Source organism: Gloeotrichia echinulata CP02 (assembly GCA_038087035.1).
Classification (GTDB): Bacteria; Cyanobacteriota; Cyanobacteriia; order Cyanobacteriales; family Nostocaceae; genus Gloeotrichia; species Gloeotrichia echinulata.
The window spans coordinates 5,559,399-5,574,614 of record CP051187.1 but is presented as its reverse complement, the minus strand read 5'-3'; the positions used below and the strand labels follow the sequence as shown (position 1 = coordinate 5,574,614).

12 protein-coding genes and 1 pseudogene are annotated in these 15,216 nt (G+C 43.0%); 4 read left to right on the top strand and 9 right to left on the bottom strand.

Annotated elements, in window-relative coordinates; all coding sequences use genetic code 11:
* Positions 1-14 precede the first annotated feature (14 nt).
* Entirely contained in the window at positions 15-1,517 is a 1,503-nt protein-coding gene (locus tag HEQ19_24660) for an NADH-quinone oxidoreductase subunit M (GenBank protein WYM02210.1), read from the top strand.
* Here the strand turns inward: HEQ19_24660 and HEQ19_24655 are convergent.
* A complete protein-coding gene (locus tag HEQ19_24655; GenBank protein WYM02209.1) occupies positions 1,514-1,741 on the bottom strand; it encodes a hypothetical protein in 228 nt (75 codons plus the stop codon). The two genes, HEQ19_24660 and HEQ19_24655, sit on opposite strands and share 4 nt — an antisense overlap.
* Before the next feature lie 38 nt (positions 1,742-1,779).
* Here HEQ19_24655 and HEQ19_24650 point away from each other — a divergent pair, with 38 nt between their 5' ends.
* Positions 1,780-2,910, top strand: a complete 1,131-nt coding sequence (locus HEQ19_24650; protein WYM02208.1) for a CO2 hydration protein — start codon at positions 1,780-1,782, stop codon at positions 2,908-2,910.
* A gap of 59 nt (positions 2,911-2,969) precedes the next feature.
* Here the strand turns inward: HEQ19_24650 and HEQ19_24645 are convergent, their stop codons facing one another.
* Both HEQ19_24645 and HEQ19_24640 read right to left on the bottom strand, forming a co-directional pair.
* Positions 2,970-3,704 (bottom strand): DUF1995 family protein, encoded by a 735-nt coding sequence (locus HEQ19_24645; protein ID WYM02207.1) that lies wholly within the window; start codon positions 3,702-3,704, stop codon positions 2,970-2,972.
* A gap of 425 nt (positions 3,705-4,129) precedes the next feature.
* Positions 4,130-5,296 carry a cysteine desulfurase family protein gene (locus HEQ19_24640; GenBank protein WYM03590.1) on the bottom strand — a complete coding sequence of 389 codons (1,167 nt, stop codon included), beginning with the start codon at positions 5,294-5,296 and terminating at the stop codon, positions 4,130-4,132.
* 95 nt (positions 5,297-5,391) lie between these two features.
* Here HEQ19_24640 and HEQ19_24635 point away from each other — a divergent pair, with 95 nt between their 5' ends.
* Positions 5,392-6,798, top strand: coding sequence for a phospholipase D-like domain-containing protein (locus HEQ19_24635; GenBank protein ID WYM02206.1), 1,407 nt, complete (start codon positions 5,392-5,394; stop codon positions 6,796-6,798).
* A gap of 507 nt (positions 6,799-7,305) precedes the next feature.
* Here HEQ19_24635 and HEQ19_24630 read toward each other — a convergent pair.
* The 4 genes and pseudogenes from HEQ19_24630 to HEQ19_24615 all read right to left on the bottom strand — a co-directional run bounded on the left by HEQ19_24630 (position 7,306) and on the right by HEQ19_24615 (position 10,883).
* On the bottom strand, positions 7,306-9,366 hold the full coding sequence (locus HEQ19_24630; protein WYM02205.1) for a ribonuclease R family protein: 2,061 nt from the start codon (positions 9,364-9,366) through the stop codon (positions 7,306-7,308).
* Positions 9,367-9,476: 110 nt separating this feature from the next.
* Positions 9,477-9,692, bottom strand: a complete 216-nt coding sequence (gene rpsR, locus HEQ19_24625; GenBank protein ID WYM02204.1) for a 30S ribosomal protein S18 — start codon at positions 9,690-9,692, stop codon at positions 9,477-9,479.
* A gap of 2 nt (positions 9,693-9,694) precedes the next feature.
* Positions 9,695-9,889 (bottom strand): 50S ribosomal protein L33, encoded by a 195-nt coding sequence (gene rpmG / locus HEQ19_24620; GenBank protein WYM02203.1) that lies wholly within the window; start codon positions 9,887-9,889, stop codon positions 9,695-9,697.
* Between the two features lie 574 nt (positions 9,890-10,463).
* A pseudogene (locus HEQ19_24615) lies at positions 10,464-10,883 on the bottom strand (RDD family protein).
* 812 nt (positions 10,884-11,695) lie between these two features.
* Here HEQ19_24615 and glp point away from each other — a divergent pair.
* On the top strand, positions 11,696-12,934 hold the full coding sequence (glp, locus tag HEQ19_24610) for a gephyrin-like molybdotransferase Glp (GenBank protein WYM02201.1): 1,239 nt from the start codon (positions 11,696-11,698) through the stop codon (positions 12,932-12,934).
* A gap of 138 nt (positions 12,935-13,072) precedes the next feature.
* Here the strand turns inward: glp and HEQ19_24605 are convergent, their stop codons facing one another.
* Both HEQ19_24605 and HEQ19_24600 read right to left on the bottom strand, forming a co-directional pair.
* Positions 13,073-13,723, bottom strand: a complete 651-nt coding sequence (locus HEQ19_24605) for an HAD family hydrolase (protein WYM02200.1) — start codon at positions 13,721-13,723, stop codon at positions 13,073-13,075.
* 60 nt (positions 13,724-13,783) lie between these two features.
* Positions 13,784-14,977 carry an NAD(P)/FAD-dependent oxidoreductase gene (locus tag HEQ19_24600; GenBank protein ID WYM02199.1) on the bottom strand — a complete coding sequence of 398 codons (1,194 nt, stop codon included), beginning with the start codon at positions 14,975-14,977 and terminating at the stop codon, positions 13,784-13,786.
* Positions 14,978-15,216: the final 239 nt, after the last annotated feature.

The window sequence follows — 15,216 nt, the reverse complement described above, 5'->3', positions numbered from 1 at the left end:
CACATCCCCATTTTATGCTGAGTGCGTTAATTTTAGTGCCGTTGTTCGGTGCCGCTTTAATCGGTTTTTTCCCCCCTGGGATGAGTGATAAAGTCTCCCGTGGGTTGGCTTTGACATCTGCTGGTATCACTTTCTTGCTGACTATTGTCTTAGCTGCTCAATTTAATCCAGGGGAAGTTAATCAACAGTTTACAGAATTCCTTCCCTGGGTAGATGCTTTAGGTTTAAGCTATAGCCTGGGAATAGATGGTTTGTCTTTGCCTTTGCTGCTTTTGCAAGGATTGCTAACTTGTATTGCGATTTACAGTAGTGATACATCGCTACAACGTCCTAGATTTTATTACTCTTTGATATTGCTGCTCAGTGCTGGGGTGACTGGAGCTTTTCTGGCACAGGATTTACTATTATTTTTCCTGTTTTACGAGCTTGAACTGATTCCCCTGTATCTGTTGATTGCAATTTGGGGTGGTGAAAAGCGGGGTTATGCTGCTACAAAATTCCTGATTTATACTGCTGTTTCGGGAATTTTGATTTTGGCAAGTTTCCTTGGTATGGTGTGGCTGAGTGGTTCTTCTACTTTTGCCCTAGCAACTTTAAATGCTAAATCTCTACCTTTAGCAACACAACTATTGCTATTAGGAGGAATTTTAATCGGTTTTGGCATTAAAATTCCTTTGGTTCCCTTTCATACTTGGTTACCCGATGCTCACGTCGAAGCTTCGACACCAATTTCTGTGCTGTTGGCTGGGGTGCTGTTGAAATTGGGAACCTACGGCTTATTGCGGTTTGGAATGAATTTGTTACCAGACGCTTGGAGTTATATCGCTCCCTGGTTAGCGAGTTGGGCGGTGGTGAGTGTGCTGTATGGTGCATCCTGTGCGATCGCCCAAAAAGATATGAAGAAAATGGTAGCATACAGCTCTATTGGACACATGGGATATGTGCTTTTAGCTGCAGCCGCTGCTACACCTTTAAGCGTGTTGGGCACTGTGATGCAAATGGTTAGCCACGGCTTGATTTCCGCCTTACTGTTCTTGCTGGTGGGAGTTGTGTATAAAAAAGCAGGTAGCCGCAATTTAGATGTTATCAGAGGACTGCTCAACCCAGAACGAGGTATGCCTGTAATTGGCACATTGATGGTGTTGGGAGTTATGGCTAGTGCTGGTATCCCTGGAATGGTCGGGTTTATTTCAGAATTTGTCATTTTTCGGGGTAGTTTCCCAGTTTTTCCCGTGCAGACCTTGCTCTGTATGATTGGTACAGGATTAACTGCTGTTTACTTCTTGATTCTGGTCAACCGTGCATTTTTTGGTCGCTTATCTGAACAAGTGATGAATTTACCGCGTTTATATTGGAGCGATCGCATTCCATCTTTCATTTTAGCTGTGCTAATTATCATTTTTGGTATCCAACCTGCTTGGTTATCTCGCTGGACTGAACCAACAATTACATCAATGGTGAGTACACAAAATGTATTAGCAACGGTGTCTTTGAATAAGGTAAAAAGTAAAAATTAACAGTTGGGGATTGGGGATTGGAGGACAAATGACAAATGAGTAAGGAGTAAGGAGTAATGAGTAATGAGTAATGAGTAATGAGTAATGAGTAATGAGTAATGAGTAATGAGTAAGGAGTAAGGAGTAAGGAGTAAGGAGTAAGGAGTAATGACAAATGACAAATGACAAATGACAAATGACAAATGACAAATGACAAATGACAAATGACAAATAACAAATGACAAATGACTAAAAATATTTTTACTGTTCAGGAGAAATAATCATGGTAACTATTAAAAACAAGCCTAATAATAATCCCTTAGCTGAGTATATCAAACGCCTGCAAACAGGTGAAGCACTGCTGGCTGATAGTCCAGAAAACGTCCTGGAAGTAGTTGGCATTCTCAAAAGCTATGGCGTAGTTATTGATGCCTACTCGAACAATCTAAACTATATTGCTGAAAACCAATTTTTAGTATTTTTTCCGTTCTTTAAATACTTTAATGGTGAATTTTCTTGGACAAAGTTACTGCGTCACTGGTGGCATGATAGAATCAATTTTGAATATGCCGAATATTGTATGAAAGCAATGATGTGGCACGGTGGCGGGGGACTTGATACATATTTGGATACCAAGGAATTTGAAGTAAGAGCGCAAGCGGTAATTGCCGCAAAGTTAAAAAATAATCCTCTATTTTTGGGAATAAATCAACTGTTCCCCGACTTCTTAATTGAACAGTTACGAGTTTCTGTTTACTACAGTGGTTTGGGTCAATTTTGGCGGGTGATGGCGGATATGTTCCTCAGTTTATCTGACCGTTATGACAATGGCGAAATTAAATCCATTCCCCAAGTTGTAGACCATATTAAATCGGCGTTGGTAGCTAATGCATTAAAGCCAATTACCTACGATGTAAAAATTAACGGTAAAGTGTATGAAATTATTCCCAAAAATATCGGTTTGACTTTCCTTGCAGATACGGGTTTACCTTATGTAGAAGCAGTTTTCTTTCGGGGAACCCCTTTCGCAGGTACAGTTACATACAACGCCCAAGCATACGAAATCCCACCGGATCAAGCTCGATTTCAGTATGGTGCATTATATGCAGATCCTTTACCCATTGGTGGTGCGGGTATACCTCCTACCTTGCTGATGCAAGATATGCGCCATTATCTCCCAGAATATTTACATGATATTTATCGTCGCAGTCCCAGGGGAGAAGATGATTTGCGAGTACAAATTTGCATGAGTTTCCAAAAATCCATGTTTTGTGTGACGACTGCAGCAATTTTGGGACTGATGCCTTATTCTTTGGATAGTGAAGACCCATCTGAGCAAAAAGCTAACCAACTCTATTTAGAAAAGTGGATGGCTCGTCTGACAACTTCTCGCTTGTTGGCTGTAAATAGTTGAGACGCTTGAGATTACTCCCAATCCCCAATCCCCAATCCCCAATCCCCAATCCCCAACTCCTAACTACTCAACGCCTTTAAGAAACGTTGCAAACTCTTGAACACACTGGGCTTTTTCGCCGGTGCGGCGCCTGTTGCGGTTTGCGGTTGTCCTTTCATCAGAATTAAATCTAGTTCATCACCAGATGGTCTTTTAGGTAATTCGGCAATTTTTTGATACTCACCGTTGGCTTCTACCCAAACTTCCCACAGTCCAGGGTAGCAGCGAAAGACGGCAGTTTGATCATCGACGGGGCGTAAGTAGTAGCATGGTTCAATGGTGCTAATGAAACGCTGGCGGGTTTGCCTAGCTGCGTAACCAATACCTACAATCCCGGAATCTTCTAAACGGGGATTTAATAGAACCATAGGGCGATCGCCAATTGTTTGACAGATCTTTTCTAATTGGGGTACTTCTACGGAAGTAGGAGTAATAAACAGAAAAATTCCATCCTCTGGCTGAATTTTGGAGGCTATGGAAGCAGCCCTACCCGTACCGATATCCAAAATTGTAAATGGTGCCTCTGCCCAATCGCGACGGGCGAGAGCGGCGCCACCAGCATCAGCAAAGAAGACTTTCAAACGGGAATCATATTCTGCAAACAGGGGCAAAAATTGCTCTGCTACTGGCATAATTTTGAGTTCTGGGAACAGGAACTCAACCTGTATGCGTTTTAAACCGTCTGCAATGGCTGCTTGGGTAGCTGTTTGAGATTGGGCGATCGCATCTTCAAGACTTTTCGGAAGTTCAGACATAATCTATATCGTGCTGTCGTTTCTACTTCCATTGTTTCAGCATTGGCTGCGTCAAATGCCAAAAATCTGTGGTTCATTTATTTTAGCTTTCCCGACAGAAGCCCCACGCTCACTCGAATGAGCGTGGGATGAATGGCGCGTGAGTGACGAATTGACCAACGAGCGAAATTGAGCATAGCGAAATCAGCAATGTTGGTCGGTGAGGAATGAACACTTTCTTGTTTTTTTTTTCAAAATATTTGATATAATTTTAACCAGTAGGTGTAATCCAATTAAATGCTGAAAAGCAGCCTATTAAAATAAAAGCTAATTGTTTGGCTTAACCAAAGAACCGTGGGGCGCACGGTCTTAAAGCTCAGTCAATGTCTTCATAGAAGAGTCGCTGAGAAGCCCACACTCACCTGAAAGGGAGTGTGTGGAGTACGTCACCATAAACGAACAACTAAAGATGTCAGTCGCCGTAAAACCTGCTTTAATACCATAGCCGTCCAATCCACATCAGATTGGGTGGTATCGCGCCCCAGTGTCATGCGAATCCCGCCCAAAGCCGCTTTTTGGGAATAGCCCATCGCTAAAAGTATAGGACTAGGACTAAGTTTACCACTGTGACAGGCAGAACCGGCGCTGATGGCAATGCCAGCGAGGTTTAATTGTCGCACCAAGGTTTTACCGCTGAGTTTTTCCCCATCGGCGTATTCTAGACAGAAACTGACATGGTGGGGTAAGCGGTGATAGCGATCGCCTGTGGGAATCAAACCGGGAATATCAGATAATTGGGTAAACAGGCGATCGCGTAACTGAATTAACCGGGGTGTTTCCGTCGCTAATTCTTGGACTGCTAGTTCTGCTGCGACTCCAAAACCGGCGATCGCGGGTGTAGCTTGAGTCCCAGAACGCAATCCTCTTTCTTGTCCTCCCCCACCCAGCAGGGGTAATAACTCCACACCAGGACGCACATACAACGCCCCAGCCCCTTGAGGACCATATAATTTATGACTGGATAAACTCAATAAATCTACAGGTAATTTTTGCACATCAATGGGTAAGCGTCCCACCGCTTGCACTGCATCTGTATGGAATAAAGCACCGTGTGCCCTAGCAATATTACTGAGTTCGGCAATTGGTTGTACTGTCCCGACTTCACTTTGACCATAAATCACAGACACCAAAACGGTGTTATGACGCAATGCGGCTTTTAAATCTTGAGGGTTGACTACACCCTTAGCATCCACAGCCAGATAAGTTACATCCCAGCCCCATGTTTGTAACAATTGCACTGGTTCAGAAATTGCCGAATGCTCAACACTTGAAATAATAATATGTTGAGGCACATGGTATAATCGGGCAACACCCATAATTGCCAGATTATCTGCCTCAGTACCACCAGAAGTAAAGATAATCGATTCGGGAACCGGGGCGTTAATTAATCCTGCAACTTGGATTCTGGCTTGTTCCACAATTGTAGCTGCCCGTTCTCCCCAGGCATGTAAACTAGAAGGATTGCCCCACTGTTGAGTCAGGACTGCTTGCATAGCGGCGATCGCTTCTGGGCGAGGGGGAGTAGTAGCACTGTAATCTAGATATATTTGCATATAATCGATAATAGTGGGAACACAAGCAAGTTTTGCACTGGGTATTTTGGGAATTATAAATCTGTACACCCCCAATCTACTTTTAGCAGATTACTGTGCAACTTTTTACTAGGCAAAGGTCTTTTTCTTATATCTTTTTACTGATATTTACCACCGTTGCTTGTCAACGAGTCGAGTCTTATAATCTGCGTCCCGCACCCCTACCGCAAGATCCTTTAGTTCAAGCTTACTTTAACCATTCCGAGTCTTCAGAATACAAAGAAATTTACCGCCAAAAAACGCGACTTGGGGATGATTTAGAAAAACAGATTGTCGATGCTATTTCCCAAGCTAAATCTACCGTAGATGTGGCTGTGCAAGAATTGCGCTTACCGAAAATTGCTCAAGCACTGATAGATAGACAAAAAGCTGGGATTAAGGTCAGAGTAATCTTAGAAAATAACTATAGTCGCCCCTTGAGTAATTGGACAACCCCAGAAGTAAGTAAGTTAGCGAAAAGGGAACGGGAACGCTATAACGAATTTCGCCAATTTGTAGACGTAAATCAAGATAATCAACTCAACCTTGAGGAAATTAATCAAAGGGATGGGTTAGCCATGCTCCAAAATGCTCAAATTCCCTGGTTAGATGATACAGCAGATGGCTCACAAGGCAGCAGTTTGATGCATCATAAATTTGTGATTGTAGACAATCGCCTTGTGATTATAACTTCTGCTAATTTTACTTTGAGCGATACCTATGGCGATTTTACAAATTCTCGCAGTTTAGGTAATGCCAACAATTTATTGCAGATTAATAGCCCAGAATTAGCGGCTTTATTCACACAAGAGTTTAACATCATGTGGGGTGATGGACCAGCAGGTAAGCCAGATAGTTTATTTGGTGTGAAAAAACCGCAGCGTTTACCCAAAACAATTACTTTGGGTGAAACTAAAATTACTGTCCAGTTTTCGCCTAGTTCCCCAACTCTACCTTGGAGTGACAGCAGTAATGGTTTAATTGGTAAAACTTTAGCATCAGCAAGCAAATCTATAGATATGGCGTTGTTTGTATTTTCTGAGCAACGTCTGGCTAATATTTTAGAAACTAGCCATCAACAAAATGTACAAATTCGCGCTTTAATTGAACCGCAATTCGCCTATCGTCCCTATAGCGAAGCTTTAGATATGATGGGATTTGCACTGAGTAATAAATGTAAATATGAGGTCGATAATCATCCTTGGAAAAATCCTATTACCACCGTAGGTGTACCAAACCTACCCAAAGGTGATTTATTGCATCACAAATTTGCTGTAATTGATAATCACACAGTAATTACAGGTTCTCATAATTGGTCAGCAGCAGCCAATAATGGGAACGATGAAACACTTTTAATAATTGAAAGTCCTACAGTCACAGCCCATTATATGCGAGAATTTGCAGGTCTTTATGCTAAGGTAATACCTGGTTTACCGCCTACAATTCAAGCAAAAATTAAATCACAACAAAAACAATGTCTCTAGTGAGGAGTAATGAGTAATGAGTAATGAGTAATGAGTAATGGGTGAGGAGTAATGAGTGAGGAGTAATGAGTAATGAGTAATGAGTAATGAGTAATGGGTGAGGAGTAATGAGTGAGGAGTAATGAGTAATGAGTAATGAGTGAGGAGTTAGGAGTTACTCCCGAACCGGTCTGAGATTACCTATAATATCATGTCCGGGAGCTTACCCATAATACCCGCAATGTAGAGACGTTACATGTAACGTCTCTACAGAATATTTTATTACGGTCATATAACCGGACATGATATAACTGGTTCTTTCGCCACTTTTATGGAACCTTTGCTTCAAAATAGTTGAAACCCAAATCATGTGAGCATTTCCTTTAAAACTTCAGCATAATTCTTTGTAAACCTTACAGGACAGGGGTTTTATCATAATCAATCCGCAATTTCCATAAAACGGACGCAAGAACCCTATAACTTTCCTTCTTCTCTACGTTCGCGAATGCGCCTTTGCGTGAGCTAAATTCAAGACACTGCTGATTGGGCTTCTTGGTAAATTATTTCCTGAAATTGAATCATATCCTTTTGCGGGTCGGAAAATCCCACTTTCACTAATAAATGTTCACCTAAATTGACAGTTCGTTTAAAAGACATTGGTAATTGTAAACCCAAATCTTCTAAGAGAATTAGTGCTAAGTTGCTATCTTCGCGTAGCCACATTAAGACTGTGGCGTCCCAAATTTTCTCTGGATGACGGCGCAAATATTCTAGTGCATAATATCTATTAGTTTGCCGTTCTACCATTGTCAGTTCTTGGGTGGTACTGGTGACGGTCATCATCACTTCTTTGAGTTGTTCTGCAGAAAAAGGTAGAACTTCGCCGCGCAAATGGGCTTTTAATTGAAAGTGGGTGAGCAAGTCGCTGTAACGCCGGATGGGAGATGTCGCCTGGGTGTAGGTATTTAAACCCAAACCTGCATGACGCACAGGGGTGATGCTCATTTCACTTTTTGGCATACAACGACGCATAGCGCAAGCGCGGACGAATCCAGCTGGTAGCTGGAGTAATTCCTCGTCTGGGGGTAATTCTGGCTGTGGTTGACCACGGAAAGGAAGGGGAATGTTATGTGTTTGACCGTAACGCGCTGCTACTTCCCCGGCCAGAATCATCATTTCGGCTACGAGTTGGCGGGAGCGGGAATCATCTAAAATATCAATGCTGATTTCCTCACCTTTGACTTTGATCATCGCTTCTGGCATATTGATGCTGATGGCGCCTTGGGTGTAGCGCCAAGCTTTGCGCTTGTGTGCCCAATTGGCGATCGCTTCAATTTCCGGTTCAGCTTCTGGGACTAATTCCAGCATCTCATCTACATCTTCGTAGGTGAGGCGATAAGTCGGTTTAATTAAACTGGGATGAATGCTGTACTCTTCTACTGCCCCAGTTTGATCTAAAATAATCCCAAAGCTGAGGGCGTAACAAACTTTGCCCTGTAATAGGCTCATGGGTCCTGTTGCCAATACTTCCGGGAACATGGGTATCATTCCCGTCGGTAAATAAACCGTACTACCGCGCTTTCTCGCTTCTAGGTCTAGGTCATCTTCCGGTACTAATAACCGGGTGGGATCAGCTATATGCACCCACACCCGTTCCCGTGTTTCTGGGAGTAATTCCCAACTTATACCATCATCGATTTCGGTGGTACTTTCATCATCAATTGTGTACACCTTCAGGTGCGTCAGATCCAGGCGGTCTGTATCGGGGCTAGATGGGGGGGAATCCAAACGCTGTTGCGCCACTTCTAATACCTTACTAGGAAACTGAACCGGAATTGACGAACGCCGCAGGAATAAGTTTTCATGCGGACCCCACCAACCCAAGTCTACTAACAGTTGTAAGGCTCCTTGGGGGGTAGCAGTGCGCCCCAGGATGGTCATGGTTTCCAGTACTGGGGCTGGGGGAGGACAGGAGCGAGCTAAAGTGTCGGAATTTACCCCCATCCGCACGATATCTGCCAGTAGGGCTGCGTATTTTTCCAGTCCTTCTAATCGCTGGCGATCTTGCCGTTGCCATTCTACACCTTCACCCTTGAGCGCCTGTTCGACGCGAGCCAAAAATTCCTGCTGTCCCTTGGCTTTTTGCGCCTCTACTTCTAACTGGTGTTTGCGTTCTGCTACTTGAGCCGCAGTACGCGGTTCGTAAGCGTCGGCTTTTTGCTTGAAATAGAGTTTATCATCTGACAACAAACAATAGGCGGCGTAACAATGGGGTGGGTCTGATTCGGAAAATAGCAGATTCGCCATTTGGGATGGGGTGATGGTTTCCCCATCTTCAACCAGTAATTCCCAGGCCACTTCCAAGCTCGATGGATCTAAATATGGCTTGACCAAATCTAGAAACCGGGCTATTTCAGAAGACTTATAGGTTTGTCCGTTAACAGTATAGGTAATTTGTCTAGGCGCGAGGCTGTGGGATTGATCGCGTTCATCTACCACAAACCAACGGGTTTTTCCATCTGGGCGATCTACCACTCCCAGACGGCGATCGCCTTGAACCCTAAATTCAACCAGCGTCCCCTTCTCCACAATCCTCGCAATTATTTAGTGAACAGTTTAATTAAATAGTTTTTAGTTAAGAGTTAGGAGTTAGGAGTTTAAAGTTCAACTCATAACTCATCACTCAAAACTCATTCTTTTTAGCCTTCGGCATTGATAAATGGCAATAAAGCCACAATCCGCGATCGCTTAATCGCTAATGTCAAATCTCGCTGTTGCTGAGATGTCAGCCCAGTGATCCGGCGTGGTAGTATCTTACCCCGCTCGGTGATAAACTTACGCAACAAATCAACATCTTTATAATCTATTGGTTCTCCTGGCTTAATCGGAGACAACCGCCGACGAAAATAACTCATTTTTACTTGATTTCCTTGTGAACTGTATGTGTGTTGCAATGAGGACAGAACTTTTTGAGTTCTAACCTATTAGTCGTGTTCCGCCGATTTTTGGTTGATGTATACCGATTAACACCAGGAGAGCGCTTGTTAGCGTTAGTGCGACACTCGGTACATTCTAGTGTCACTATTATGCGGACACCTTTGCTTTTAGCCATAGTCTTAACAAACTGTAAAGCCTGAAGAGAATTAACACAAATGACTATCTTCTCACATTTTGCCGCACAGTTTCAAGTAGTCGCTTGATTTTTATATCGAGCGAGTAACCACGACGCGACGAAACTATGATAGTTCCAAAATAGCGGTCATGCAAAGCCTGACGCAACTGGTTATCATCAAAATCTTCACTTCGTGACGCTCTGCGCGAACGCGCCGTGGAAACCCCTGCATTCATGCATGGGGGTAAGGCGCAGGCGAATTTATTCGCTGTCCCCCTTTCGGGGCTGGATAAGCAGAGGAGTAGTACTTATCCATTTCCCTATATGCCGGGAATCGCCTTGCTACTCCAGTAAAGTTAGCTTCGACAATGTTAGAGGTCGGTAACTATCCAAACGACACTAGTTTAACCCCTTTAAGCCTGTTTAATCGTTCGGTTCTAGAGCAGGGAACTAGCTACGCATTCCCTGGTAGGTCTTTAACTCTTGCCTCTAACGTAGTTCAGTTAAGAACTTAGTCTGGTCAGGTTAAGGCTTTTTCAAGCCCCCGCCTTTAGGCGTGGGGTTCCTGACACAAAGCTGCTCCACAGTCAATTGCCAAGGGCAGTGTTAGAAGTATAGCAGTGGGATTGGCGATTATGTTCCTCAAAGCAATTGAGACCAAAAGCGCACCCCCACCAATTATCGCCTCCCGTGTCACCAAGGCTTGTAACCTGGGAATTCTCCCCATGATTTCCCCATCTTCCACCTCCAGCACCTTTAAATCAAAAGCCCATCGTCCTAAACTCTGTCCTTGATTGTTATACACTACTAGCACCCGCAAAACTAGCCAGGCGATGAGAAATATCAGAATTTGAATCAATTGAATCCCCAGATCGCCACTACCTAAAAGCGAACTAATTAACCAAACACCAAGGAAATCCAGCGCTAAGGCCATACCTCGGCGTCCAATCTCAGCCTTGGGATAGTATTTTTGGCGGACTTTTTCGATAGTCATAAAAAATAAGTATTTATCACATGGAGGTTAGAAGTTAGTTTTGAGTGTTTGTTCTACCCCAATCTTAATGGATCAGTCTTAGCAATCAAAATTACTTAATCACTTGTATTCCAGGGGACAAACTTTCTCCACAAATTATCCTGGAAGTGTATTTAATCACCTGAAATATTTGTTGTGCATCAGTGAATTTTCTGCTGCAAAAAATTTATTTTATGAGTAAGGAGTGAATAAATGTGGTTCTTGCGTACTTAGCGTGCTTAATTATTAATTAAAGTCTATAAATTTGCTTTAAAAGTAAGGCTTACAGGCGTTCATAATTTAATTTTTAGCAATATGATATAAAATACAGAAAATAATGACTATTATCTTAGCTCTGCAAGGGTTTCAAGCTGATTATTTAATAAATTCAGCACGCTAAGTACGGAAGATCCCTAGTTCAAGACCATAGATTATACCCATTGTAAGAAATGCACCAATGAATGCAACTAATACGCGAGTTATAGGTCTTCTGAAAAAAGATACTATTTGTTGTCTATATGAAGTCCGTTTTTTTTGCTGTTCCTTCCTGTCACTCATCTGTTCATCTCTCCTCAGTCCGAACTATGTATTAATTAATACAGAGATAATTATGCTAAGTAGCTAGTATTATATAATACTAGTTTTTGCTTATTAATCCAAGAGAAGTAGCTTAAGTTAATATTGGAAGAGATTTTGCACATGACAGCACTAATCTATAGTTGTCAAGACAAATAGGTATCAAAATGATAGATATTTAAATAATCATTACAATTATCTAATCAGAGGCACTAGCCATGTTATCAGTGAGAGATACAGAAGCAATTATTTTAAATTTGGTGCAACCTCTAGAGGATACAGAAGTTGTAGATTTATTAGCAGCAGCAGGACGCATTCTCGCCACACATGTCATCAGTAAATTGGACTTTCCCCATTGGGATAATTCCGCAATGGATGGCTATGCAGTACGTTTTGAAGATGTGCAAAACTGTAGCGAAGAGGTACCTAAAATTTTGGAAATTGTCGAAGAAATTCCCGCCGGCTATCAACCGAAATCTACCATTCAACCGGGACAAGCGGCGCGGATTTTCACGGGTGCGGTGATTCCCCAGGGTGCGGATACTGTAATTATGCAGGAGAAAACCCGCCGGGAAGCAAACCGCGTTTTCATTCTCGCAGCAGCAAAACCCCAAGAATTTGTCAGACGCAAAGCATCTTATTACCAAGCCGGGACACAATTACTACCAGCCGGAATTATTTTAAATGCACCAGAAATTGCTATATTAGCTGCTGCACAATGTGCTGAAGTCAGTGTTTACCGCCGTCCCAAAGTGGCAATTTTTTCCACAGGCGATGAATTAGTAACACCTGATAAACCGTTACAACCAGGACAAATTGTGGATTCTAATCAGTATGCCTTAGCAGCTTTGGTCAGGCAAAGTGGGGCAGAACCTGTAATTTTAGGTATTGTTAAAGATGAGCCAATTACCCTGCAAGAAACTATAGCCCAAGCTATTATTAATGCTGATATAGTGATTTCTTCCGGTGGGGTTTCGGTGGGAGATTATGACTATGTAGACAAGATTTTAGAGTCATTAGGCGCAAAAATCCACATTCAATCTGTGGCGATGCGACCAGGTAAACCGTTGACTGTGGCTTCACTCCTCACTCCTCACTCCTCACTATATTTTGGTTTACCAGGAAACCCTGCGGCTGTGTTGGTAACTTTTTGGCGATTTGTCCAACCTGCGATTAAGAAACTTGCGGGAATCAGTGCAGGTTGGGAAGTAAAATTTGTGAAAGTGCGATCGCATGACGAGTTGCGATCAGATGGTAAGCGTGAAACTTATGTTTGGGGTCGCTTACAGTTAATTGATGGAGTTTACGAATTTCACCAAGCTGGTGGTAGTCACAGTTCGGGTAATTTGATTAATTTGGCTCAAACTAATGCTTTAGCTGTGTTAAGAGTGGGGACAACTTTAATTTCTGCAGGGGAAGAGGTAGAAGTTTTGAAAATTTACAGCAATTTTCATTGATTTGAACCAGACAGGACTTACTTACGTGTCACATTTAAAGAATGGTGCGTGACGCCACAAGTCAAATAAGCTGCGTACAATATTTATCAAAGCGTCACGCACCCTACGATGATTAATGTGCCCCCAGAGTAGAATTGTTTACTGCTGATGGCGATTAATCCAAATACCACGCAAGCCAGCTGCCTTGGCGGCGTGATAATCTTCTGTAATGCTATCGCCGATATGCCATGCTGCATCAGGTGAACAATTATGTTTTTCTAAGGCTATGGCAAAAATTTGCGGATCGGGTTTAGCAGCACGTACTTGGGTCGCAATGGTAATGGAGGCGAAAAAGTCTTTCAATCCCAAATCTTGTAATACTGAATAGATTCGGGAGTCGAAATTAGACAGCACCCCCAGTTCAATTCCCATGCGTCGCCAGTTTACCAAGGCCGCGAGGACATCGGGATAGACAAACCACGCTTCGCCGGTGCCAAAATGTATATAGAGTTCGCTAAAAAAAGCGGAAAAATCAGAAAATTGCTTGAGAACACCAGCGCTTTCAAAGGTGTTAAGGGCGATGATCCGCCACCAATCAAACTCACGCTGGGGAAGATCTTCCAATTCTGCATCTGCAAATATCGGTGGTGGTGCTGCTTTGAAGCTTTTGATGAATGCTTGATTCAATGTCTCGGCTGAAACTTCAACACCAAATTCCTGCGCTATTTGACTATAAATTTCGCCCACACTTCCTTTGACGCCGAAGAGTGTGCCTACAGCATCTAAAAAAATAACTTTCGGTCGTTCCATTAAACTGTTATAATTCTCAATCTTGGGTTTTACATTTACGCTGATGAAAGCTTCAGTCTACTATCGAGAAATCGTATCTATGATAGGACGGACTAGCCAATTAAAACCAACTCTGAGCTGATGGTCTAAGGTTGGTAGTCGGTACAAATAGGCAAGACGACGGGCAACATAAGCTAATGTTCCGTCTAGTTTGATACCTAAGCCTGTCAGGGTAGCGTTGTCTATGCCTAATGTCATCATTTCCCCTAACTGTTGGTAGCGGAAGGGAAGTAAGGGGCGATTAGTTAAAGAAGCCCAGATATTCCAGGCGGTATAATCGGCTTGTTGAAAAGCAGCTTGGGCGGTAGCAGGAATTTGTTTACCTTCTGCATCTTGAGTGTCGGCTAAATCTCCTAGGGCAAAGATTTCTGGATGGTCAAGAACTTGCAGGGTTGGTGTAGTGCTAATTTGACCACGCTGGTTTTGTTTGAAAGGGAGCGCTTGCACTACAGGACTTACTTTTGTCCCCACTGTCCAAATTACCAAGTCTACAGGAATCTTGTCTACCTGATTTTTGTACTCTAGGGAGATGCTATCAGCCCCAATTGATTCTACCTTGGTTTCTAAATCAATGAATACTCCCCGTGCTTCGATTGCTTTTTTCGCTGATTCACGGTTAAAATCTGGGGAATTTCGTAAAATTTGGTCGCCGAGTTCAATTAATCGCAGGCGTCCTCTTTCTCCTAGTCTATCTGCCAGTTTACAGGCTAATTCCACACCACTGTAACCAGCGCCAACAATTGCTACCCGAATTTTATCAGCTTCGGATTCTTCTAAAATTCGCAGGCGTTCTTCTAGACGATAGACATCAGCGATGGTGCGGAACGGGTAAGCATAAGATGTCGCACCGGGAACTAAATCCAGCGGTGTTTCGCCACCCAAGGCCAACACTAAGCGATCGTAAGGAATTTGGTTCCCATCCTGTAATTGTACCCGTCCCTGGTCTGTGTCAATTCCAGACACAACTGCTTGATAAAAACGCACACCTGTGCCTTGTAAAAGTTCTGCAAAGGGAGGCGCAATTTCCCAGGTTTGCAGTTCACCAGTCAGTAATTCGTACAGTAAGGGAGAAAATAGAAAGCGATCGCTTTGATCTACCAAAACAATTTCCGGTTTTTGTGTAGATTCCCAAGGTAACTTGCTTAAGCGCAACGCTGTGTAGAGACCGCCAAAGCCTCCACCGAGGATACAAATTCTAGCCGTTGGTTGAGTCATTGTATTTATGGGACTGTTCTTAAGAGCAGGGCAACTTATCTTCAGTCTAATAACTTACAAAGCAGTTTTCACCATTCCCCAAAAACTTGGGGTCATGCGCCAAGTGCTAGCCTCTGCTTGTGATCACATGGTAATCATACCATCCTCAAAAATGCGATCGCCGAGCCAGTGTCATGAATATGTATAACAAGTAACCTGACAATCTAAGTTTGTACTTATCGTTTTGAGAGGAATTTTCA

Coding starts and splice junctions, on each gene's coding strand:
- HEQ19_24645 (WYM02207.1), bottom strand. CDS start 3,704: ATGTCTGAACTTCCGAAAAGTCTTGAAGATGCGATCGCCCAATCTCAA.
- rpmG (WYM02203.1), bottom strand. CDS start 9,889: ATGGCTAAAAGCAAAGGTGTCCGCATAATAGTGACACTAGAATGTACC.
- rpsR (WYM02204.1), bottom strand. CDS start 9,692: ATGAGTTATTTTCGTCGGCGGTTGTCTCCGATTAAGCCAGGAGAACCA.
- HEQ19_24640 (WYM03590.1), bottom strand. CDS start 5,296: ATGCAAATATATCTAGATTACAGTGCTACTACTCCCCCTCGCCCAGAA.
- HEQ19_24605 (WYM02200.1), bottom strand. CDS start 13,723: ATGGAACGACCGAAAGTTATTTTTTTAGATGCTGTAGGCACACTCTTC.
- glp (WYM02201.1), top strand. CDS start 11,696: ATGTTATCAGTGAGAGATACAGAAGCAATTATTTTAAATTTGGTGCAA.
- HEQ19_24660 (WYM02210.1), top strand. CDS start 15: ATGCTGAGTGCGTTAATTTTAGTGCCGTTGTTCGGTGCCGCTTTAATC.
- HEQ19_24650 (WYM02208.1), top strand. CDS start 1,780: ATGGTAACTATTAAAAACAAGCCTAATAATAATCCCTTAGCTGAGTAT.
- HEQ19_24600 (WYM02199.1), bottom strand. CDS start 14,977: ATGACTCAACCAACGGCTAGAATTTGTATCCTCGGTGGAGGCTTTGGC.